Raw genomic sequence first — 22,344 nt, 5'->3', positions numbered from 1 at the left:
GATCAGCCCGCACTCAGCCATGCATTGACGACATCGGGACCGAGCCCGCCGAGCGGGCCGTCGTAGACGATTCGACCGCGCCCCATCACCGCGACGCGCCGCGCAAGCCGCGGCGCGAGCTGCAGCCGCTGCTCGATCAGCAGGATCGCGACGCCGTCGGCCTGCAGCGCGGCGAGACAGGCACCGACCTCGTCGACCGCGCGCGGCGCGAGCCCTTCGGCCGGTTCGTCGACGATCAGCAAGCGCGGACGGCCGGCCAGCGCGCGCACCAGTGCGAGCACCTGCTGCTCGCCGCCCGACAGCCGCCCGGCCTTCACGTCCGCCCGCGCGGCCAGCATCGGAAAGCGCGCGAGCAGCCGGTCGAGCGCCGCGCGTTCGGCCGCGCCGCGCGCGCCGCGCAGCCCGAGCCGCAGGTTGTCGCGCACGCTCAGCAGCGGAAACACATCGCGGCTTTCGGCGACGTAAGCGACGCCGCGTCGGGCGATCTCGAACGTACGCGCGCCCGCGCATTCGGCACCGGCGATGCGCACCGATCCCGCGGTGCGTACGAGCCCTGTCACGGCCTTCGCGAGCGTCGAGCGGCCCGAGCCGTTGCGGCCGAGCAACGCGAGCGTCTCGCCCGGCGCGAGCGCGAGATCGACGCCGTCGAGCACGGGTTGCATCCCGTACCACGCGCGCAGGCCGCGAATGTCGAGCAGCGCGCTCATGCAACGTCGCCGAGATAGGCGGCGCGCACGGTCGGGTCCGCACGGATCGCGTCGGGCACGCCGGTCGCGACCACCGCGCCGCGCACCAGCACCGTGATGCGCTCGGCGAAGCCGAACACCGCATCCATGTCGTGCTCGATCATCAGCACCGTACGACCCTGCGTCGTCGCGCGGATTAGCTCGATCATCCGCGCCGCCTGGTCGCGGTTCATGCCGGCCGTCGGTTCGTCGAGCAGTAGCGTGCGCGCGCCGCTCGCGAGCGCGATGCCGAGATCGAGCGCGCGCTGTTCCGCATAACCGAGTTCGGCGGCCATCGCGTCGCGCCGCGCATCGAGACCGATGTCGCTCAGCACGCGTGCCGCCGCGCGATCGACCGACGCGGATTCACGCAGCCGGTTCCACCAGCGCCGTCGCTCGGCCGGCGCATGCAGCGCCGCGCAGCGCAGGTTGTCGAACACGCTCAGCCGCGCGAACGCGCTCGTCTGCTGGAAACTGCGGCCGATGCCGAGCCGGCTCGCGACGACCGGCCCGCGCCCGCGCAGCTCGACGCCGTGCAACACGACGCGCCCGCGCGTCGGCCGCGTCGCGCCGGCAATCACGCCGAACAGCGTCGACTTGCCCGCGCCGTTCGGGCCGATCAGCGCGTGACGCTCGCCGGCCGCGACGCTCAGCTCGATACCGTCGAGCACCGTCTGCACACCGAAGCGCTGCACGATTCCGTGCAGCGCGATCGCGCTGCCGCTCATCGCTCGTCCTCCCGCTGGCCGTGCCCGTGGCGCGGGAATCGCGCGCGCCAGCGCCACAGCAACGTGCCTATACCGGCCGCCGAGCATGCGACGCCCCAGCCCGCCGGCGCATCGGCGTCGATGGCCCACGCACCGAATGCGAGGCCCGTGCCGTCGTCCTGCGCGAAGCGCCATGCATATCCGAGCTCGGCCGCGCAGACGATCGCGACGGCCCAGAACGCACATGCGCCGGCGCCGCACAGCACGCGCCAGCGCTCGGCGGGCGGCGCGTCGCCGCGCAACGCATGCGCGAGCGTCTGCGCGATGCCCGCGATCCCGCGCGGCGCGGCGACGACGACCGCGACGAACAGCACGCCGAGATACAGCGCCCATGCGCGCGACACGCCCGCGACGCCGATGCTCAGCGCTGTCAGCACCACCGCGCCGGCCGCCGGCCCGAAGAACGTGCCGGTGCCGCCAATCACCGCGGCGATGAGCACGGTCGCGGAACGCGCCATCGATACGCTGTCGGGCGTCGCGATCTCTACGTCGATCAGCGTCAGCGTACCGGCAATGCCGGCAAAGAACGACGCGCAGGTCACCATCGCGAGCCGCACGCGGCGCGGCTCGGTGCCGAGCGCGGCAACGCGCGCGGGGTTGTCGCGCACCGCGTTCGCGAGTCGCGCGAGCGGCGTGCGCGTCAGCGCATGCATCGCGGCCGCCGAGACGATGCACCACGCGGCGATCACGGCGTAGGCCTGCGTTTGCGCGCCGAAATGCCAGCTGCCCAACGGCGTGCCGCTCGCACGGTCGATCGGTACGCCGCCGAGGCCGCCGAACCATGCGGGCACGCTCCACGCCGCGGCGGCGACGCATTCGCCGAGGCCGAGCGTGATCATCGCGAACACGGTGCCCGCGCGGCGTGTCGCGAGCAGGCCGGCGACGAACCCGAAGCCCGCGCCGGCCACCCCGCCGACGAGCGGCAACAGCGGCAGCGGGCCGCCGACATGATTGAACCAGTGCGCGGCGGCGAAGGCGCCGAGGCCGGCGAACGCGGCATGACCGAACGACAGCAGCCCGGTCGTGCCGAGCTGCAGGTTGTACGACAGCGCGAGCACGACCAGCGCGGCCGTCTGCGCGAGATAGCCGAGCACCGCGCCGTGCGGCCACAGCCACGCGGGCAGCGCAACGCACGCCGCGAACAGCATCCAGCGCAACACGCCGGCTCGTGCGCGGCTAGCCATCGACTCGCTCGCCGAACAGTCCGCGCGGACGGGCGACCAGCACCGCGACGAGCAGCAGGTACGGGACCAGCGGTGCGAGTTGCGCGACCGACACGGCAGCGACGCTGTCAGGCAGCGCGATACCCGACCATTGCGCGAGGTCGCGCAGCGACGTATCGCTGGATGCCGCGAAGGTCTGCGCGAAGCCGACTGCGAGCGACGCGACGAATGCGCCGCCGAGCGAGCCGAGCCCGCCGATCACGACGACCGCAAACACCACCGACCCGACGGTCTCGGCCAGCGCCGGTTCGATCACCGCAAGCGGCGCGCCGATCACGCCGGCCAGCGCCGCGAGCGCGGTGCCCGCGCCGAACAGCGCCGTCATCATGCGCGGCACGTCGTAGCCGAGAGCCTCGACGGCGGCGCGGTGCGTGAGCGCGGCGCGCACGACGAGCCCGATGCGCGATGCCCGCAGCAGCGCGCCGAGCGCGACCAGCATCGCCGTGGACATCGCCATCATGAAGAGCCGGTAGCGCGGCAGCGCGAGGCCGAACACGGTCACGGGCGCGCCGTCGAACAGCGGCGGCACCGGGGCCGGCAGCGGCGCGAGGCCCCACAGGAGTTTCGCGCCCTCGCCGATCAGGTACGCGAGCCCGAAGGTCAGCAGCAGTTCGCTCGTGTGCCCGTGCGGCTGTACGCGGCGCAGCAGCCAGCGCTCGCAGCCGGCGCCGAGCAGGCCGACCGCGAGCGGCGCGAGTGTAAGCGCGGGCCAGAAACCCGCGCGGGCCGCGATGCTGTACCCAATGTATGCGCCGAGCATGTAGAAGCTCGCATGCGCGAAGTTGAGCACACCCTGCACGCTGAATATCAGCGTGAGACCGGCCGACAGCATGAACAGCAGCAACCCGTAGCTGAGGCCGTTGAACGCCTGGATGGCGATCGCGTGCACCGCCCGCGCCCGTCAGCCGGCGAGCGGTTCGAGCGCCGCGCGCAGCGCGTCGGGCAGCGGCACCGGACGCCGCGTGCCGCGATCGACGTACACGTGCACGAAATGCCCTTGCGCGGCCGGCGCGGCTTCGCCTGCCGCGAACAGCCCGATCTCGTAGCGCACGCTCGACGTGCCGAGCTTCGCGACGCGCAGCCCCGCATCGACCGACTGCGGAAACACGAGCGGAGCGAAATAGTTGCACTGCGTCTCGACCACGAGCCCGATCGTCTGCCCGTGCTCGACGTCGAGCACGCCCGCGCGGATCAGGTATTCGTTCACGACGGTGTCGAAGTAGCTGTAGTAGACGACGTTGTTCACGTGCCCGTAGACGTCGTTGTCCATCCAGCGGGTCGTGATCGGCAGGAAGTGGCGATAGGCGTCGCGCGGGCGCGGTTGCGGCTTGTCGGACATGGCGATGGCGTTCAGGATGAAGAGGGCGAAGCGGACGGCGCGCGGTGGCCGTGCCTGACGGCGCGTCGGTGAATGGCGGAATGTCGCGCCGCGACCGTGCCACGCGCGGCGGACGACATGCCGGAAGCGGCGCGGCCCGTCACTGCCCCGCTCGATCGACGAATTCGAAATCGAGGCCGCGCGCGCGCATCCAGTCGGCCAGCGCGTAACCGGTGCCGGCGCGCCACGGGCGCAGCATCGGCGGCTCGACGAGCCGGTATTCGAGCAGCTCGGGCGACAGCGCGACGGTGCCCGACGCGCGCACGTGATACGCGATGATCAGCTCGTTCTTGCGGATGAATTCATAGACGCCGACCAGCGCGACCTGCTCGGCCTTCAGCCCCGTTTCCTCGAACACCTCGCGCGCGATGCCGTCCTCAGGCGTCTCGCCGTTCTCCAGGAATCCGGTGATCAGCGCGAACATCCCTTCCGGCCAGGCCGCATTGCGCGCGAGCAGGATCTTGCCGTCGAGCTCGACGATCGCGGCCACCACCGGCAGCGGGTTGTTCCAGTGAACGTAGCCGCACGCGTCGTCCGGGCACGCCTGGCGAACGCGGCCGCCCTCGTGTTCGGGATCGGCGCGCTCGGTCAGCGGGCGCGCGCAGCGCGGGCAAAAACGGTAGTCGACGATGGTCATCGATGGAAGATCTGGCAAGCGCCGACGGCGGCCGGCAGCCGCGCCGCACGCCCGCTCGGCGCGGGAAAGGCTTCATTCTAGCGAGTTTGCCCGCGTCGCTGACGATCCGGCCCCGACGATGTCAGGGTTGCGTGCCGGGTCGGGCACGCCCGCGCGCGGCCGTCGCCGCGAAGCCGGCCGCACCGACGAGCAACGCACTCGCCGCGACCCACAACGCCGGCGAGAACGACCCGAAGCGCGCGGCGAGCGGCGCCGCGACGAGCGGGCCGAGAATCTGCCCGACCCCGTACGACGCGGTCGCGTAACCCATCAGCCCGGCCGCGCGCTCGCCGTGCAGCCGCCGCGCCTCGCGCATCGCGAACAGCGTGATCGCGGTGAACGGCAGCCCGAGCAGCGCGCTGCCGATCGAGAAGCCGGCCGCATTCGGCCACACGATTCCCGCCGTGATCCCGAGCGCCTGCGTCGCGCAACCGGCGGCGAGCAGCAGCCGGTTGTCCCAGCGGGCAGGCAGCCGCGCGGCCGCGATCGCGCCGACGATCAGCGCCGCGCCGAACATCGGCCAGAACAGATCCGGCCACGGCGAGCCGGCCGGCAGCGCGGCGCGCGCGATGACCGGCAGGAACGTCGCGGTGATGATGTAGCCGAAGCCCGGCATCCCGTAAAGGACGACGAGCCACGCGGCGTCCGCGCGACGGCGCCGCGCGTCGTGCGGCGCCGCATCCGTCGCCGCAGGCCGGACTGGCGCTGCCGACGTTGCGCCTGCCGCCGCCGGCACGGGCCCACCGCCGAAGGTGCGCCAGATCGCGACCGACAGCACCGCCGACAACGCCGCGAAACCCAGCCAGCCGGGCGCCGCGCGATGGCCGGCCAGTGCGCTGCCGATCAGGCCCGTGAGCACGATGCCGACTCCGGGCCCCGCGTAGATCACCCCGCTCCACTCGGGCGCGTGCAGCTCGGCGAGCCGCCGCAGTCCCCATTGCGACACGAACACGAACGTCCATGCGCTGACGACGCCCGCGACGAAGCGCACCACGAGCCACACCGGCAGCAGGTGGCCGATGCCCATCGCGGCGGTCAGCAGCACGGTGGCGGCAAGCCCGAAGCGCACCATCCGCGCGGGCGCGACGCGCACTGCCGCGCAGCTGACCGCGCCGACGAAATAGCCCGCGTAGTTCGCCGACGCGAGCCAGCTGCCCGCCTTCAGGCCGATCGAGCCGTCGGCGAGCATCAGCGGCAACAGCGGCGTGAACGCGAAACGGCCGACGCCGAGCGCGACGGCCAGCCCGATCATGCAGGCAAGCGCGGCCGTGCGGGCGCGGCGGTCGGCGTCATCGGACAGGTGTACGCCGGCGGCACTCGGAGCATCGGGACGGGACATGGCGGCGTGGGCCGCGCGGGTTGCGCAACGGCCGGAACGGGAGTCGGATTGCTTGTATCGTAGCTTGACCAACCATTCTCGAAAAATGAATAATTGAGAATCCAACCATCGCACGGAGAGAATCATGGATCTGGCGGCGCTGGCGATTTTCCGGGCCGTCGTGCGCGAGAACGGCGTGACGCGCGCGGCGGCGAAGCTCAATCGCGTGCAGTCGAACGTGACGACGCGCATCAAGCAGCTCGAGGAGGAGCTCGGTGCGGCGCTGTTCGTGCGCGACGGCCGCCGGCTCGTGCTGACGCCGGCCGGGCACACGCTGCTGCCGTACGCGGAGCGGCTGCTCGAGCTTGCCGACGAGGCGCGCCACGCGGTGCGCGAGGACACGCCGCGCGGGCGGCTGCGGCTCGGCACGATGGAAAGCACGGCCGCGAGCCGGCTGCCGACCGTGCTCGCGCGCTATCACCATGCATGGCCCGACGTGTCGCTGGAACTCGTGACCGGCACGACCGGCTGGCTGATCGACAAGGTGCGCGACTTCGAGGTCGACGCGGCGCTGTTCGCCCGGCCGCCGGAACCGGACACGCTGCCCGACACATTCGAGACGGTGCCGGTCTTCCGCGAGGACCTGGTGCTGCTGACGCCGCGCGGCCATCCGCCGGTGCGCACGCCGCGCGACGTGATCCTGCCGACGCTGATTGCGTTCGAGCGCGGCTGCACGTACCGGAAATACGTCGAACGATGGTATGCGGCATACGGAATGCGGCCGGAACGCGTGCTCGAACTGGGTTCGTATCACGCGATCGTCGCGTGCGTCGCGGCCGGTGCGGGCATCGCGGTCGCGCCGCGCTCGGTGCTCGAGCTTCAACCCGAGACCGGCAACGTCACCGCGCACACGATCGCGGAACTCGAAGGAATCGACACGCTGCTCGCGTGGCGGCACGGTTACGCGTCGGCGGCGCTCGCGGCGCTGCGCGATGCGCTGGGAGATGCCGCGCGGGAATCGGGCGATGCGCCCACGTTGCCGGCGACGGCATTACCGGCCTGATTCCGCGGCGTCGGCGGCCGGCACGCGCTCATCCCGCGCACCGGCGAAAACAAAACAACCCGACCGGCCATCGCCGATCGGGTTGTTCTTTCGTGCGCTGCGATGCAGTCAACAAGACCGCATCGCACCCACCATGACGATCAAAGACGCTGTTCGATCCAGCCCTTGACGCCTGCCAGCGCGCCCGGCAGGTTCGCCGGTTCGGTGCCGCCTGCCTGCGCCATGTCCGGACGGCCGCCGCCCTTGCCGCCCACCTGCTGCGCGACGAAGTTCACGAGCTCGCCGGCCTTGACCTTCTTGCTCGCCTCCTGCGTGACACCCGCGATCAGGCTGACCTTGCCGCCTTCGACGGCCGCCAGCACGATCGCCGCGCTCTTCAGCTTGTCCTTCAGCTTGTCGACCGTCTCGCGCAGGGTCTTTGCATCCGCGCCGTCGAGCGTCGCGGCCAGCACGTACACGCCGCCGATTTCGACCGCCTGTTGCGCGAGCTCGTCGCCCTGGCTCGAAGCGAGCTTCGACTTCAGCGCGCCCAGCTCCTTCTCGAGCGACTTCACCTGGTCCTGCACCTGCGCGATACGCTGCGTGAGCTCCGACGGCTGCGCCTTCAGCGCGGCTGCCGCTTCGTTGACCCGCGCATCCAGCTCCTGCACGTAACGCACGGCATTGTCGCCGGTGATCGCCTCGACGCGGCGAATGCCGGCCGCGACGCCGCCTTCGACGACAATCTTGAACAAACCGATGTCGCCGGTGCGATGCACGTGCGTGCCGCCGCACAGTTCGCGCGAGAAGCCGAGGTCGAGCACGCGCACTTCGTCGCCGTACTTTTCGCCGAACAGCGCCATCGCGCCGCCCTTCACCGCTTCGTCGTACGGCATCACGCGCACGATGCCCGGCGCGTTCGCGAGGATTTCATTGTTGACGATCTGCTCGACGCGACGGATTTCGTCGTCGGTCATCGGCGCGTTGTGCGCGAAGTCGAAGCGGGTTTTCTCCGCATCGACGAGCGAACCCTTCTGCTGCACGTGCGCGCCGAGCACTTCGCGCAGCGCCTTGTGCATCAGGTGGGTCGCCGAGTGGTTGCGCTGCGTGCGCGCGCGGCGCTGCGCGTCGATTTCCGCGCGCAGCACGTCGCCGACCTTCAGCGTGCCCTGCTCGAGCGTGCCGTGGTGGCCGATCACGTCGGCCTGCACCTTCAGCGTGTCGGCCACCGCGAAGCGCGTGGCGGCATTCGCAAGCACGCCCTGGTCGCCGACCTGGCCGCCCGACTCCGCATAGAACGGCGTGTGGTCGAGCACGACGACCGCGTCCTGGCCGTGCTTCACTTCGTCGACGGCCGAACCGTCGACGTACAGCGCGACGACCTTCGCGTCGTCGAACGCGATTTCCTCGTAGCCGTGGAAGGTGGTCTTCGCGCCCGAGTATTCGAGGCCCTGCGTGGCCTTGAACTTGCCGGCCGCGCGCGCCTGCTCGCGCTGGCGTGCCATCGCGTCGTCGAACGCCGGCTCGTCGACCGTCATCCCGCGCTCGCGGCACACGTCGGCCGTGAGGTCGAGCGGGAAGCCGTACGTGTCGTGCAGCTTGAATGCGAGTTCGCCGTCGAGCACCTTGCCGCCCTTCGCCTCGACATCCGCCAGCGCGGCCTCGAGGATCGACATCCCGTGCTCGATCGTCTCGAAGAAGCGCTCTTCTTCCTGACGCAGGACGTCCGTCACGCGCTGTTCGGCTTCCTTCAGTTCCGGGTACGCGTCGCCCATCTCGGCGACGAGGTCGGCCACCAGCTTGTGGAAGAACGAACCCTTGCGGCCGAGCTTGTAGCCGTGGCGGATCGCGCGGCGCACGATACGGCGCAGCACGTAGCCGCGGCCTTCGTTGCCGGGGATCACGCCGTCGACGATCAGGAACGAGCATGCGCGGATGTGATCGGCGATCACCTTCAGCGAGTTGTTGTTCAGGTCGCTGATTTCGGTCACGCGCGCGGCGGCCTTGATCAGGTTCTGGAACAGGTCGATCTCGTAGTTGCTATGCACGTGCTGCAGCACCGCGGCGAGGCGCTCGAGGCCCATGCCGGTGTCGACCGACTGCTTCGGCAGGCGCGTCATGTTGCCCTGCGCGTCGCGGTTGAACTGCATGAACACGAGGTTCCAGATCTCGATGTAGCGGTCGCCGTCTTCTTCCGGCGACCCCGGCGGGCCGCCCCACACGTCCGGGCCGTGGTCGTAGAAGATTTCCGTGCACGGGCCGCACGGGCCCGTGTCGCCCATCGTCCAGAAGTTGTCCGACGCGTAACGCGCGCCCTTGTTGTCGCCGATGCGGATGATCCGCTCGGTCGGCACGCCGACTTCCTTCGCCCAGATGTCGTACGCTTCGTCGTCTTCCTGGTAGACGGTGACCCACAGCTTTTCCTTCGGCAGCATGTAGACCGTGGTCAGCAGCTCCCACGCGAACTTGATCGCGTCGTGCTTGAAGTAGTCGCCGAACGAGAAGTTGCCGAGCATCTCGAAGAACGTGTGGTGGCGCGCCGTGTAGCCGACGTTCTCGAGGTCGTTGTGCTTGCCGCCCGCGCGCACGCTGCGCTGCGCCGTGGTGGCGCGCGAGTACGGACGCGGATCCGTGCCGAGGAACACGTCCTTGAACTGGACCATGCCCGAGTTCGTGAACATCAGCGTGGGGTCGTTACCGGGCACGAGGCTCGACGAGCGGACGATCGTGTGGCCCTTCGATTCGAAGAATTTGAGGAATTTCTCGCGGATTTCGGCAGCTTTCATGGCGTGCGGGGAATGTCTGGCTGAGACGGCTTCAAACGCCGGCCGTCCTCGCGGACGCACGGCGGGCAAATATCGTAATCGATCGATTATACGATACAGATCGGCGCCCCAGACGGCAGCGGCCCGGCGCGCCGGACGAGCGCGCTGGGCCACCCGCGCGACCGATTCGCCTTAAGATGCTCGGCATGACAATCCGCCTTGCCCCGGCCGGGCGAGCCATGAAAGGAGACGATTCGACGATGGGTGCCTTGAGCCATATCCGCGTGCTTGACCTGACCCGCGTGCTCGCGGGCCCGTGGTGCGCGCAAACGCTCGCCGACTTCGGCGCGGACGTGATCAAGGTCGAGCGCCCCGGCGCCGGCGACGACACGCGCCACTGGGGGCCGCCGTACCTGAAGGACGCGAACGGCGCCGATACGGCGGAAGCCGCGTACTACCTCGCGGCGAACCGCAACAAGCGCTCGGTGACGGTCGACATCGCAACGCCCGAGGGCCAGCAGATCGTGCGCGAACTCGCCGCGCAGAGCGACGTCGTGCTCGAGAACTACAAGGTCGGGCAGTTGAAGAAGTACGGGCTCGATTACGCGTCGCTGCGCGCGGTGAAGCCCGATCTCGTCTACTGCTCGGTCACGGGCTTCGGTCAGACGGGCCCGTACGCGCACCGCGCGGGCTACGACTTCATCGTGCAGGGAATCGGCGGCTTCATGAGCATCACCGGCGAGCGCGACGGCGCGCCGGGCGGCGGCCCGCAGAAGGCCGGCGTCGCGATCGCCGATCTCGCGACGGGCCTCTACTCGACGATCGCGGTGCTCGCCGCGCTCGCGCACCGCGACCGCACGGGTGAAGGCCAGTACATCGACATGGCGCTGCTCGACGTGCAGGTCGCGCTGCTCGCGAACATGAACACGAACTTCCTCGCGAGCGGCAAGCCGCCGGTGCGCTGGGGCAACGCGCACCCGAACATCGTGCCGTACCAGACGTTCCAGACGAGCGACGGCTGGATCATCGTCGCGGTCGGCAACGACGGGCAGTTCCGCAAGTTCGTCGAAGCCGGCGGGCGGCCCGAGCTGGCCGACGACGAACGGTTCGCGACCAACCCGTCGCGCGTGCGCCATCGCGACACGCTGGTGCCGATCCTCGCGGAGATGGTGAAGACGCGCGCCAAGGCCGACTGGATCGGCGCGCTCGAAGCGGCCGGCGTGCCGTGCGGGCCGATCAACGACCTCGACGAGGTGTTCGACAACGAGCAGGTGATCGCGCGCGGGATGCAAGTGACGCTGCCGCACCCGTGCGGCGCGGACGTGAAGCTCGTGCGCAATCCGATCCGGATGAGCGCGACACCGCCCGACGCACACACCGCCCCGCCGCTGCTCGGCGCACAGACGGTGGACGTGCTGCGCGACATGCTCGGCTACGACGACGCGCGCATTGCGGCGCTGAAGGCCAAGCAGGCGATCTGAATCGTTCCGGACGAGCGCGCCGCCGTGCCTGCCCGGCACGTGTCGGCGCGCCGGCGCGCAGGCGGACGCCGGTGAATCGATGGACCGGTTGTCAGCGGCTAGCGCGCGAGCGCATCGAGCCAGCCCCGCGCATCGGGCCAGTCGCCGAGCCCGCTGTCCGCGTTGATGTGGCCGCGCGGGCCGAGATCATGGAACGCGCTGCCCCACGCGTGCGCACAGCCGCGCGCGAACGCGAGCGAGCCGTACGGATCGTCGCTGCTTGCAACGACGCAGGTCGGAAACGGCAGGCGTTCGTGCGGCACCGGCCCGAAACCGTGTGCGTCGGCCGGAAACGCCGCGCCAGCCGGATCGGGCAACGCCACGAGCAATGCGCCGCGCACCTTCGCGAGCGCGGCCGGCCGCGCGTAGCGGGTCGCCCACCACGCGGTGGTCAGCGTGCCGAGGCTATGCGCGGCGATCGTCACGGGGCCCTTTGCGGCCTCGACCGCGCGGTCGAGCGCAAGACACCAGCCGTTGCGGAATGCACGCTCCCAGTCGGGCATCGCGACGCGCACGAAGCGCGCGTCGGCGCGCTCCCAACGGCTTTGCCAGTGGAGCGGGCCGGAGTTGCCGTAGCCCGGAAGCACGAAAACGATAGAGTCGCTCATGAAGGATTCGTCGACGATTGAAGTCGTTGTGTGATGTCGACGAAGTGTCGCACATCCGCTCCTCCCTGATGCTGCCTGTCGAATCGCGGAATGGATGTGCGGAGCGGGAACGGGCCGTGATGCGGCGGCAACGCCGTCACGCCCGGCCGGCGCTCATGCGCGCCGGCTTCGATCAGCGCACGCCGGCGCCGACCAGGCCGCCTGCCGCGGCGCCCGCAACCGTGCCGACCGGGCCGCCCGTGATCAGGTAGCCGAGCGCGCCGCCCGCGGCCGCGCCGATGCCGGCGTTGCGTTGCGTATGCGTCATCGCGCATGCGCCGAGTTGCGACAGGGCCGCGACGATCACCGCGGTACGAACGAGAAAAGTGGTCTTCTTCATCATGATTGTTGATGTCCTCCCGCCAGCAAAAAATGCGAATGGCGGCATTGAATCGGTAAGGCCATCATAGGAAAAGCCGAATGCGCGCGGCAATCCGATTTACGTCGTGTTACAGCCGACACACAATCGAGATATTGCGCTCACGCCCCGCGAACCGCCCGCCCGGTGGCGCAACCCGCGCGGGACGGACCCCGGTCAGGTAGAATTACGGGATTAAACCGGCGCGACGCGCCGACACAACCTGACGCCAACCGCATGAGCACCGAACGCAACGACGCCCCCGCGGCTTCCAACTTCATCCGCAACATCATCGACGACGACAACCGCACCGGCAAATGGGGCGGCCGCGTCGAGACACGCTTTCCGCCCGAGCCGAACGGCTATCTGCACATCGGCCATGCGAAGAGCATCTGCCTGAACTTCAGCGTCGCGCGCGACTACGGCGGCGTGTGCCACCTGCGCTTCGACGACACGAACCCGGAAAAGGAAAGCGTCGAGTACGTCGACTCGATCGTCGACGCGGTTCGCTGGCTCGGCTTCGACTGGCGCAAGGACGCGGTCGATCACCAGTATTTCGCGAGCGACTACTACGACAAGCTGTACGAATTCGCCGAGTTGCTGATCCAGCGCGGCAAGGCATACGTCGACAGCCAGAGCGCCGAGGAGATGCGCGCGAACCGCGGCTCGCTGACCGAAGGCGGCAAGCCGTCGCCGTTCCGCGACCGTTCGCCCGAGGAGAACCTCGACCTGTTCCGCCGGATGAAGGCCGGCGAGTTCAAGGAAGGCGAGCACGTGCTGCGCGCGAAGATCGACATGGCTTCGCCGAACATGAACATGCGCGACCCGGTGATCTACCGGATCCGCTACGCGCACCACTATCGCACCGGCGACGCATGGTGCGTGTATCCGATGTACGACTACACGCACTGCATCTCGGATGCGCTCGAAGGCATCACGCACTCGCTGTGCACGCTCGAGTTCGAGGATCATCGCCCGCTGTACGACTGGGTGCTGAACGAGCTCGCGGAAGCCGGCGTGTTCACGCGCCCGCTGCCGCAGCAGATCGAATTCTCGCGCCTGAACCTCACGTATGCGATCACCAGCAAGCGCAAGCTGCTGCAGCTCGTCACCGAAGGCCACGTCGAAGGCTGGGACGACCCGCGCATGCCGACGATCGTCGGGATCCGCCGTCGCGGCTTCACGCCGGAGAGCATCCAGCTGTTCTGCGAGCGGATCGGCGTGACGAAGGTCGATTCGTGGATCGACATGAGCGTGTTCGAAGGCGCGCTGCGCGACGACCTCGACGACAAGGCGCCGCGCTCGGTCGCCGTGCTCGATCCGCTCAAGCTCGTGATCGACAACTATCCGGAAGACCTCGAGGAAGCGTGCACGGCGCCCGTGCATCCGCACCACCCGGAGCGCGGCGTGCGCACGTTCCCGATCTCGCGCGAGCTGTGGATCGAACGCGAGGACTTCGTCGAGAATCCGCCGAAGGGCTATTTCCGCCTATTCCCCGGCAACAAGGTGCGCCTGCGCTACGGCTACGTGATCGAGTGCACGGGCTTCGACAAGGACGCCGACGGCAACGTGACGGCCGTGCACTGCAACTACTTCCCGGACAGCAAGTCGGGTACCGAAGGCGCGAACAACTACAAGGTCAAGGGCAACATCCACTGGGTCAGCGCGAAGCACGCGCAGGCGGCCGAAGTGCGGATCTACGACCGGTTGTTCAAGGAGCCGCACCCGGACGCAGGCGGCGCGAACTTCCTCGAGGCGCTGAACCCGGATTCGAAGAAGGTCGCGCAGGCCTATGTCGAACCGGGTGCCGGCGACGTTGCGCCGGAAACGCGCCTTCAGTTCGAGCGTCACGGCTATTTCGTCGCCGACCGCGTCGATTCGAAACCGGGCAAGCCCGTGTTCAACCGGATCGTCGGGCTGCGCGACAGCTGGGGCAAACCGGCCTGACGGCCGGCTCGATGCGCGACGTGCGGCTCCAGGGCCGGCGTCGCGTGACGATAAAAAAACCGGCCTTCGGGCCGGTTTTTCATTGCGCGCGCGGGATCGTCGCGATCGTCGGGATCGAAGCGGCCGCGCTCACGCGCTCGCCAGGCGCCGGTGCAGATCCGCGAGCGGCAGCGTGGTGCGAAACAGCCGCGCGAGGCTGCGGCTCGCATACGCATCGACGTCGCCGGGCGCGGTCCAGCGATACGCATCCATCTCGGGGATCGGCGAGCCGTCGCGACGGCTCGGAAACAGCGACGTGCACGTGCAGTGTGCGGGATCGATCTCGCCGTCCGCGACCCGCACCGCGAACAGGTGCAGGTCCTTGTCGTGACGGTAGGCAAAGCGGCCCAGATCGAGCAGCCGCGCGGCCGCGAGCTCGATGCCGGTTTCCTCGCGCAGCTCGCGCAGCGCGGCTTCGGCCGGCGATTCGCCGGGCTCGCCTTGCCCCTTCGGGATATCCCAGTGCGTGGTATCCGTCGCGTGCGCGAGGAATACGCGGCCTGCCCCATCGAGTATCACGACGCCGCACGACACCGTGCGCGGCGCACCGCTGCGCTTCATTGCTCGCGCGCTCAGCGCTTCTGCAGCTGCCACTTGCCCGCGGCGGTCTTGCAATAGACGGGCTTGAGCGTCATCGTCTGCCCCTTCGCGGAAATTTCGGTGGCGATCTCGCGGCAGGTCTTGCCGTCGCTCTCGGACGTCGACGGCGTGAGCTTCGCGTCGATCTGCGTGCCGCGGCCGCTGCTCTGCCACGTCGTGGTCTCGCCGTCCTTGCCCGCGTCGCGCACCTGCACGACGGCCTCGGCCAGCGACGCGCGGTCGGTCTTGCTGAAATAGCTCAGCGGCGTGTCGCTCAGGAAGCCCAGGTTGTTTTGCGCGTGGGCGGGCAGCATCGCGGCTGCGCACGCGGCGCCGGCCAGCACGCGCGTGACGACGAAAAGGGATGCACGCATCGACATGTGTTGTTCTCCTTGGATGTTCGATCGAACGGCGTGGCGCGCGGCCGGCGGCCCGGCACGCGCCACGCCCGTCAGCCAGCGAGCATAGCATGCGTGCCGCAACGACCGCGTTCTAGCGCGCCGCCGTCGTGGCCGCCGGTTGATATCCGTCGGTCAGCGTGTTCAGGAACGCGATCACGTCCTTGATCTCGGCCTCGTTCAGCGCGGGCGCGTCGCCGCGCTTGCGGTCGAACGGCGGCTCGCGGTTGATGTTGGGCCAGTAGCGCTTCGGCAGGTCGTCGTACACCTGCACCTTGCCGTGCACGACCGGATAGAACTTCTCCGGGTGGATGTCGCGCTCGACGTAGAAGTGCATCACCTCTTCGAGCGAGTGATATACGCCGTTGTGGAAGAACGTCTTGCGCAACGCGACGTTGCGCAGCGACGGCGTGCGGAACAGCCCGCAGAATTCGTCGCGGCCCTTCAGGTCGGTGCGCTCGGGGCCGCACGCGCCGAGATCGTGGAAGCGCGGATCGCGATTGACCGGCAGCGCGCGGTTGCGCGGCACCGCGATCGCGATCAGGCCGAAATCGCTGAACTGCGGCGGGCCGCCTTCGAGCGTGCGCTGGCTCACGTGGCAGCTCGCGCAGTTGCCCTTCTTCTCGTCGTTGAACAATTGCAGCCCGTGCAACTCCGCGGGCGTGAGCTGTGCGCGGCCGGCCAGATACGCGTCGTACTTGCTCGTGTATGGATCGAACAATGCCGGCTGCTGCTGGAATGCGTCGAGCGCACGCAGCACTGCACCGAAAGTCGCCTGGTCGTCGCCGAGCACGCGATCGCCGAACGCCTTGCGAAACGCGTCGGCGTAAGGTGCGGCACGCACCGCCTTCGCAACGCGCGCCGGCGAGCTGCTCATCTCGAACGGCGACGTGAGCGGAATGCGCGCCTGCGCATCGCGCGTGTCGACGCGACCGTCCCAGGTCAATCCGCCGGTCGGGCCCGCATCGATGCTTTCGTCGCCTTCGTCGGGCGAATCGTGGAAGTGCTCGGTGAACGGCGGAATGCCACGCACGTATTTCAGCGACGGCACCGCGCGAAAGCCCATGCGGTGCATGTCGTCGCCGCCGAGCTGCACCGACAGCGCATTCGGCGGGCCGAACGCATGCTCGGCGCTGTGACACGACGCGCATGCGAGCTTGCCGGAGCCGGACAGCGACGGATCGAAGAACAGCTGCTTGCCGAGCGCCGTCATCTGCTTCACGCCCTCGAATACCTGCGCGCGCGTTTGCGGCTGGCCGGCCGGCGCGACGGCCGGGGTGGCCGAGGCGGCCGGGGCTGCTTGTGCCGCCGACACGACCGAGGCCGCCTGCGCGTTCGCGCCGGGCCGCGCATCGCAACCGGCGAGCGGCGCGAGGCCGCCGATGAGCGCGAGCGCCGCCGCGGCCGGGATCAACGATCGCGCGAACGCGAGGGATTTCAGAAGGCTGTGCATCGTCGTTCTTCTTGTAGCGGTGGGCAATCGGCCGGAGCTTATGTCAGTTTCATGACCGGTGCATGACGTTCGACCGACAGTCAATTGAAAGCGCCCCTACACCCGGCTGTCAAACGGGTTCCAGATAATGCGCGCAGCCGGTCGGTGCCCCGTGGTTCCCGCGCCGGCCCGACGACAACCCGGTTCCCACACGCGACTAACGACGAAAGAGAGAACATCGCATGAAGAAGCACGCCTGGATTCGCTACACGCCGATCGCGCTCGCGGCCGCGCTCAGCCTGACCGCCTGCGGCGGCGACGACGTCACGCAGCAAGGCCTGTCGGCCGTGAAGAACGTCGTCGTGATCTATGCGGAAAACCGCAGCTTCGACAACCTCTACGGCAACTTCCCGGGCGCGAATGGCCTGCAGAACGCAACGGCCGCGAACTCGGTGCAGAAGGATCGCGATGGCTCGACGATGGCAACGCTGCCGAAGATCTGGGGCGGCCTGACCGCGACCGGCATCACGCCGGCGGTCACTGAAGCGATGACGGCGAACCTGCCGAACGCTCCGTTCGCGATCGACGATCCGAACGGTTTCAACCAGTCGATGAGCATCGCGACGCGCGACATCGTGCACCGCTTCTATCAGGACCAGATGCAGATCGACGGCGGCAAGAACGACATGTACGCCGCATGGACCGATGCGGGCGGCCTGACGATGGGCCACTACACGCCGGATCCGTCGAAGCTGCCGCTGTGGAAAATCGCGCAGCAATACGTGCTCGCCGACAACTTCTTCATGGGTGCGTTCGGCGGCTCGTTCCTGAACCACCAGTATCTGATCTGCGCATGCGCGCCCTACTACCCGAACGCCGACAAGAGCCCGGCGGCCGGCAAGATCGCAGTCCTGAATGCCGACGGCAAGTCGCTGAAGGTCGCCGCGAACTCGCCCGCATCCGCGCTGAGCGGCCCGCCGAAGTTCGTCAACGACGGCGCGCTGACGCCGGACTTCTACGGCGTCAACACGATGCAGCCGGCGTACCAGCCGAGCGGCAACAAGGCCGCCACGGGCGGCGACCCGCTGCTCGCCGACCCGGCCAACCCGTCGACGATGCCGCCGCAGACGGCGACCAACATCGGCGACCTGATGACCAACGCAAACGTATCGTGGGCATGGTACGGCGGCGCGTGGGGCCAGGCGCTGCAGGCGAGCCAGAACGGCACGTCGAACGTGATCTACGGCGCCGACCTGTCGACGCCGAACTTCCAGCCGCACCATCAGCCGTTCAACTACTACGCGAACCAGGCACCGGGCACCGCGAGCCGCGCGCAGCACCTGCTCGACGGCGGCGCGAACGGCGCGGAATTCATCAAGGCGATCGACGCGGGCACGCTGCCGCAAGTCACGTTCTACAAGCCGCAGGGCAACCTGAACGAGCACCCGGGCTATACGGACGTCACCTCGGGCGACCAGCACATCGCCGACGTGATCGCGCACCTGCAGGCCAGCCCGCAGTGGAAGAACATGGTCGTGGTCGTCACGTATGACGAAAACGGCGGCTTCTGGGATCACGCCGCGCCGCCGAGCGGCGATCGCTGGGGCCCGGGCACCCGCATCCCGGCGCTGATCGTGTCGCCGTTCGCGAAGAAGGGTTTCGTCGACCATACGCAGTACGACACGGGTTCGATCCTGCGCTTCATCACGCGCCGCTTCTCGCTGCCGCGCCTCGCGGGCCTGCAGCAGCGCGACGACGCGCTGAAGGCGAACGGCGCGCAGCCGATGGGCGACCTGACGAACGCGCTCACGCTGTCGCCGAACCTGTAACGGCATCGCGGCGAACGGGCCGGCCGCGCTGCCGGCCCGAACGAGCGAAGGGCGACCCGCCGGGTCGCCCTTTTTTCATGCACGCGCGCTGCCGTGCGGCCGCGTCACCAGCCGTACTTCAGCTCGATACCCGCGTAGTCCGCGTTGTGCCCGCCCGCCTGCCGGATCGTGTCGCCCACCTGGAAGTGCACGGCCTCGATCGAGCCGATCAGGTTCGCGGCGATCGTCCAGTCCGCGCGCAACTGCACGTACATCCCCGTCCACAGACCGCCCTTGCCTGCCGTGCCGGGCACGGCGACGTTCGGCTGCTGATAGACGGCGTCGCCGGTCGTCTCGCGCCACTGGAAACCGAGCGCGCCGAGCAGCGACAGGTTCGACGACGGCTTCAGCGTCACGGACGGCTTCACGTGAATCAGGTTCGCGTAACTCGTATAGCCGGCGAGCGTGAAGTAATAGCCGTTCGGAAACAGCGGATTGAAGGTGCCGACGCGGCCGTCGTGCGGATGCCGGTCGCCCGATGCCGCGTCCACCTGCAGCGCGATGCGCGGCGACCACGGCGCGTCGAGCTTGTAGCCCGCGATCGAGCCGACGGCCCACGCGCCGATCGTCGCGTTGCCGAGCGTGCCGGTCTGCAGCATCGTTTCGAGATCCCAGTCGAAGCGGCCCCGCGTGCCCGTGTAGCGAACGTCCCACACGTCGCGATGCTCGGGGCCGCTCGCGTCGAGGAAGCGTGCGTTGCTGCGGTTGTAGCGCGACCAGTAGCCCGACAGGTCGCCCGGCCCGACCGACTGCCGCTCGAAGCGCACGCCGCTGAACGTGAGGTCGCGATTCGACACGTCATCGAACGCGGACACCGTGCGGTTCTGCACGGGCTGCGTCGCATACGCGATGAAGCGCCACTTTTGATATTCGTAGTCGGCCCACACGGCATCGAACGCCTGCCGCACGTTCGGACCGTCGCGCGTCGCGATGAAGCGCTGCAAGTCGAACGCCATTTCCTGCCGGCCGACGCGGAACTTGAACGTGCCGCCACCGAGCGCGCCCGTGTAGGTCGCGAACGCCTGTTCGAGATCGAGCGGGTTCTTGTCGACCGGCGAGATCGTGTTCTTGCCGAATGCGCGGTCGTCCTGCAACTGCACGAAGAACTGCCAGTGCTGGCCCAGATGCGCATCGGCATGCACTTCGACGCGCTGGATCACGTACGTATCCGATTGCGCGGAGCCGATCCCGAACAGCGGCGCGTCGTTGGTCTCCAGCCGCTCGCGCAGGTTCACGCCCAGCGACAGATAGGAGGCCGGATCGTTGCCGAGCGGAATGTATTTCAGTGCGTCGAGCGGCGCGCGCGGCACGCACGGATTCGCGAGCACCGACCAGTCTTCCTGCCAGCGATTGAACAGCACCGTCGGCCGCTTCGCCGTGCAGGCCGACGCGGTGCCGTCACCGGGCGTCGATGAAGACATCGAACTCGCCGGCGTTTGCGCGACCGCCGCGTCGGCACCCGCGAACAGCAGGCCCGCGACGATCGACACGCGCACGGCCCGCTCGAAGCCGCCGCCGTGGCGGCTTCGTCGCCTGCGCCGCTCCCGCGCGATCATGCACGCTCCTGCGTGGCAGGTCCGGCTGCTCGCGCCGCACACAGTGCAAGCATCGCAAGCGCGCCGACGGGTGCGAGCAGCGCCAGGAATCCGACCTGGCGGAACCCGAGCGCACCGCCCATCGCGCCGAGCGCGAACGCGACGATCGCCGGCAGCATCTTGCCGAAGCGCGCGCGCGCCGCCGCGCGTGCGGTGTCGGGCGTGCCGGCCGACAGCAGATCGACGGCGTCGAGGATCGCCTGCGTCACGTTTCCCGTCATCACCGTGTTCGGCACGCCGCCCGCACGCGAAATCACGCGCGGATGCGCGTTCTGCACGCCCATCGCGAACGTGCCGACGATGCCGGCCACGAGCGCCGGCAACGCGTCGGGCTGCGTGACGGGCGTCGCCCATACACCGGCCGCGCAGAAGCCGAGCAGCAGCACGGCCTGCACCGCGTGCAGCGCGCGCGCCCCCTGCCACGCGGGCCGTCCGGACATCGACCGCGCGATCAGGCTGCTCGCGATCACGCCGCACACGAACGCGGGGAACACGCTGAGCTTCAGCACGACACCCTGGCCGAAGCCCGCGGTGCCCGCGCCGATCAGCACGAAGTTACCGGTCACGTGTGCGGTGAACAGCCCGAACAGCGCGACGAAGCTCAGCGTGTCGACGAAGCCGGCCACCGCGGCAAGGATCGTGTCTTCGTGCTTCATCGCGTCGCGCTCGCGTGGATTTCGGCGACGTAGCCGCCCGGGAACTGCACGAGTGCAGCGTCGCGGCCGTCCGCGGTGAACGGCGGCACGAGCACGGTCGCGCCCGCGGCTTCGGCCTTCTTCAGCGTCGCCGCGAGATCGGGCACTTCGTAGCCGGTCATCTCGCGCCCGAACGGGTAAGGCAGATGGCCGTCGGTCACGAGCACGGTCATCTTGCCGAAACCCGATTCGATGCGGATGCGGCGGTACGTATCGTTCGGCCGGCCGATCTCGATGCCCGGCGCCTTCAGGTCGTCCGACACCACCTTGCCCTTCGAGAACTTGACGAAGTCGTGCACGAACTTGCGTACGCTTTGCGGCGACACGTAGACGCGGTTCTCGGGAATCGTCTGCAGCGCGTCGTAGTGCGGCGCCTGGGTATGCCAGTAGAGCTGCATCTTCACGCCGCCCGCCCACGCAATGATCGCATCGCGGCCGATGGGATCCGGGAACGTGTCGACGATCACGTCGGCGCCGTGCTCACGCGCCGACTTCACGGCAACGTCCATGTCCGTGACGAGATAGCCGGTGCGCTCCGTGCAGAACGGATACGGGACCGGTGTCTTGAAGCCGAACACGGAGATCGTGCCGACCGGCGTCAACACGAGCTGCGACATCGTCTGGCTCGGTGTCGGCGTGACCTGGAACACACCCTGCTTCGACTTGCTGCCGCCGAAGGTCGCGACGAAGCTGTCGGTGAAGCGGTCGAAGTCCTCCGGCGCCACGCACACGTGCGTCGTGTCGTATTGCGGGCCGACGGCCACCGTGGGTGCGACGGCCGGCGGCACGGGCGGTTTCGCGAACGCGGCAGGCGCGGCGACGAAGCCGCCGGCAAGCGCAAGCGCCAGCAACGCGGAACGAAGAATTTTCATCATGGATGTCCTTGTTGTTTCATCAAATGGTACGGCGGCTCGGGCGATCGCGGTTACCCGCGGCTGTCGCCGGCTGGATCCCGCGCGTCGTCGACCACGGTAGCAAGCACGAGCGCTGCGATCAGGCCCAGATGCTCGAAGAAGCTGTTGAGCGCCATGAAGTGCGCGGTGCCCGTCTGGTTCCAGAAGTCGTTCGCCACCAGCATCGCGACGAGCGTCAGCATGCCGAGACTGCCGGCACCGAGCCACGTGAAGCGGCGAAACACCACGCAGAGCGAGCCGGCGATCTCGACCACCACCGCCAGTGCAGCCCACAGAGCGGCCGGCTGCAGCCCGAAATGCGCCTGCTCGGCCACCGCGTCGTCGAAGTCGAGTGCTTTAGCGATGCCACCGACCAGATAGGCTGACACCAACGCGAGACGCGTGAGCGGCAGGATCCACGGCTGCGACAACAGCAAGCGGACCCATGCCGGGTTGCCATGGACGTTGCGCGTCGTCAT

At 68.9% G+C, this 22,344-nt stretch carries 21 protein-coding genes; 4 read left to right on the top strand and 17 right to left on the bottom strand.

Annotation, left to right across the window (positions count from 1 at the left end):
* Positions 1-2: 2 nt before the first annotated feature.
* The 7 genes from WS51_RS17330 to WS51_RS17300 form a co-directional block, all read right to left on the bottom strand.
* Positions 3-707, bottom strand: coding sequence for an ABC transporter ATP-binding protein (locus WS51_RS17330; protein WP_059868383.1), 705 nt, complete (start codon positions 705-707; stop codon positions 3-5).
* Positions 704-1,453: an ABC transporter ATP-binding protein gene (locus WS51_RS17325; protein WP_069229516.1), complete on the bottom strand. Its 750-nt coding sequence runs from the start codon at positions 1,451-1,453 to the stop codon at positions 704-706. The genes WS51_RS17330 and WS51_RS17325 overlap by 4 nt, the downstream gene beginning before the upstream one ends.
* Entirely contained in the window at positions 1,450-2,676 is a 1,227-nt protein-coding gene (locus WS51_RS17320; protein WP_059545144.1) for a branched-chain amino acid ABC transporter permease, read from the bottom strand. Before WS51_RS17320 ends, WS51_RS17325 begins: the two co-directional genes overlap by 4 nt.
* On the bottom strand, positions 2,669-3,604 hold the full coding sequence (locus WS51_RS17315) for a branched-chain amino acid ABC transporter permease (protein WP_059980118.1): 936 nt from the start codon (positions 3,602-3,604) through the stop codon (positions 2,669-2,671). The genes WS51_RS17320 and WS51_RS17315 overlap by 8 nt, the downstream gene beginning before the upstream one ends.
* A gap of 12 nt (positions 3,605-3,616) precedes the next feature.
* Entirely contained in the window at positions 3,617-4,054 is a 438-nt protein-coding gene (locus WS51_RS17310) for an acyl-CoA thioesterase (protein ID WP_044846106.1), read from the bottom strand.
* 139 nt (positions 4,055-4,193) lie between these two features.
* Positions 4,194-4,730, bottom strand: a complete 537-nt coding sequence (locus WS51_RS17305; RefSeq protein ID WP_069229515.1) for an NUDIX domain-containing protein — start codon at positions 4,728-4,730, stop codon at positions 4,194-4,196.
* A gap of 121 nt (positions 4,731-4,851) precedes the next feature.
* The gene (locus WS51_RS17300) at positions 4,852-6,108 is read right to left on the bottom strand and encodes a YbfB/YjiJ family MFS transporter (RefSeq protein ID WP_069229514.1); all 1,257 of its coding nucleotides are present in this window, start codon (positions 6,106-6,108) and stop codon (positions 4,852-4,854) included.
* Positions 6,109-6,232: 124 nt separating this feature from the next.
* Between WS51_RS17300 and WS51_RS17295 the strand changes: the two genes are divergently transcribed.
* Positions 6,233-7,150: a LysR substrate-binding domain-containing protein gene (locus WS51_RS17295; RefSeq protein ID WP_069229513.1), complete on the top strand. Its 918-nt coding sequence runs from the start codon at positions 6,233-6,235 to the stop codon at positions 7,148-7,150.
* A 140-nt stretch (positions 7,151-7,290) separates the two neighbouring features.
* Here WS51_RS17295 and alaS read toward each other — a convergent pair whose 3' ends face one another.
* A complete protein-coding gene (alaS, locus tag WS51_RS17290) occupies positions 7,291-9,915 on the bottom strand; it encodes an alanine--tRNA ligase (protein WP_059448257.1) in 2,625 nt (874 codons plus the stop codon).
* 239 nt (positions 9,916-10,154) lie between these two features.
* On the opposite strand from alaS, the gene WS51_RS17285 reads away from it, so the two are divergent.
* Complete coding sequence (locus tag WS51_RS17285; protein ID WP_069229512.1) at positions 10,155-11,375, top strand: CaiB/BaiF CoA transferase family protein; 1,221 nt, start codon at positions 10,155-10,157, stop codon at positions 11,373-11,375.
* Between the two features lie 98 nt (positions 11,376-11,473).
* Here the strand turns inward: WS51_RS17285 and WS51_RS17280 are convergent, their stop codons facing one another.
* Together WS51_RS17280 and WS51_RS17275 are read right to left on the bottom strand one after the other, a co-directional pair.
* On the bottom strand, positions 11,474-12,022 hold the full coding sequence (locus WS51_RS17280) for an RBBP9/YdeN family alpha/beta hydrolase (protein ID WP_059503013.1): 549 nt from the start codon (positions 12,020-12,022) through the stop codon (positions 11,474-11,476).
* Positions 12,023-12,194: 172 nt separating this feature from the next.
* On the bottom strand, positions 12,195-12,404 hold the full coding sequence (locus WS51_RS17275) for an ornithine acetyltransferase (protein ID WP_006497729.1): 210 nt from the start codon (positions 12,402-12,404) through the stop codon (positions 12,195-12,197).
* Between the two features lie 252 nt (positions 12,405-12,656).
* On the opposite strand from WS51_RS17275, the gene WS51_RS17270 reads away from it, so the two are divergent.
* Positions 12,657-14,366, top strand: a complete 1,710-nt coding sequence (locus WS51_RS17270; RefSeq protein ID WP_069229511.1) for a glutamine--tRNA ligase/YqeY domain fusion protein — start codon at positions 12,657-12,659, stop codon at positions 14,364-14,366.
* 129 nt (positions 14,367-14,495) lie between these two features.
* Here the strand turns inward: WS51_RS17270 and WS51_RS17265 are convergent, their stop codons facing one another.
* The 3 genes from WS51_RS17265 to WS51_RS17255 form a co-directional block, all read right to left on the bottom strand.
* A complete protein-coding gene (locus tag WS51_RS17265) occupies positions 14,496-14,966 on the bottom strand; it encodes an NUDIX hydrolase (protein WP_059503009.1) in 471 nt (156 codons plus the stop codon).
* Between the two features lie 11 nt (positions 14,967-14,977).
* Positions 14,978-15,364, bottom strand: a complete 387-nt coding sequence (locus tag WS51_RS17260) for a hypothetical protein (RefSeq protein ID WP_059797968.1) — start codon at positions 15,362-15,364, stop codon at positions 14,978-14,980.
* 112 nt (positions 15,365-15,476) lie between these two features.
* Positions 15,477-16,835: a cytochrome-c peroxidase gene (locus WS51_RS17255; protein WP_059503005.1), complete on the bottom strand. Its 1,359-nt coding sequence runs from the start codon at positions 16,833-16,835 to the stop codon at positions 15,477-15,479.
* Positions 16,836-17,056: 221 nt separating this feature from the next.
* Here WS51_RS17255 and WS51_RS17250 point away from each other — a divergent pair, with 221 nt between their 5' ends.
* Positions 17,057-18,643 (top strand): acid phosphatase, encoded by a 1,587-nt coding sequence (locus WS51_RS17250; RefSeq protein WP_059448250.1) that lies wholly within the window; start codon positions 17,057-17,059, stop codon positions 18,641-18,643.
* A gap of 104 nt (positions 18,644-18,747) precedes the next feature.
* Here WS51_RS17250 and WS51_RS17245 read toward each other — a convergent pair whose 3' ends face one another.
* From WS51_RS17245 to WS51_RS17230, 4 genes are read right to left on the bottom strand one after another with little or no spacing between them, the layout of a single operon-like run.
* Positions 18,748-20,238 (bottom strand): alginate export family protein, encoded by a 1,491-nt coding sequence (locus WS51_RS17245; RefSeq protein ID WP_069229510.1) that lies wholly within the window; start codon positions 20,236-20,238, stop codon positions 18,748-18,750.
* A complete protein-coding gene (locus WS51_RS17240) occupies positions 20,235-20,933 on the bottom strand; it encodes a YoaK family protein (protein ID WP_059448248.1) in 699 nt (232 codons plus the stop codon). The genes WS51_RS17245 and WS51_RS17240 overlap by 4 nt, the downstream gene beginning before the upstream one ends.
* Positions 20,930-21,844: a VOC family protein gene (locus WS51_RS17235; protein WP_059503084.1), complete on the bottom strand. Its 915-nt coding sequence runs from the start codon at positions 21,842-21,844 to the stop codon at positions 20,930-20,932. Before WS51_RS17235 ends, WS51_RS17240 begins: the two co-directional genes overlap by 4 nt.
* A gap of 53 nt (positions 21,845-21,897) precedes the next feature.
* The gene (locus tag WS51_RS17230; RefSeq protein WP_069229509.1) at positions 21,898-22,344 is read right to left on the bottom strand and encodes a DoxX family protein; all 447 of its coding nucleotides are present in this window, start codon (positions 22,342-22,344) and stop codon (positions 21,898-21,900) included.

It is taken from the genome of Burkholderia territorii, from assembly GCF_001718335.1.
Classification (GTDB): Bacteria; Pseudomonadota; Gammaproteobacteria; order Burkholderiales; family Burkholderiaceae; genus Burkholderia; species Burkholderia territorii.
This window is presented reverse-complemented; position numbering and strand designations above follow the sequence as displayed.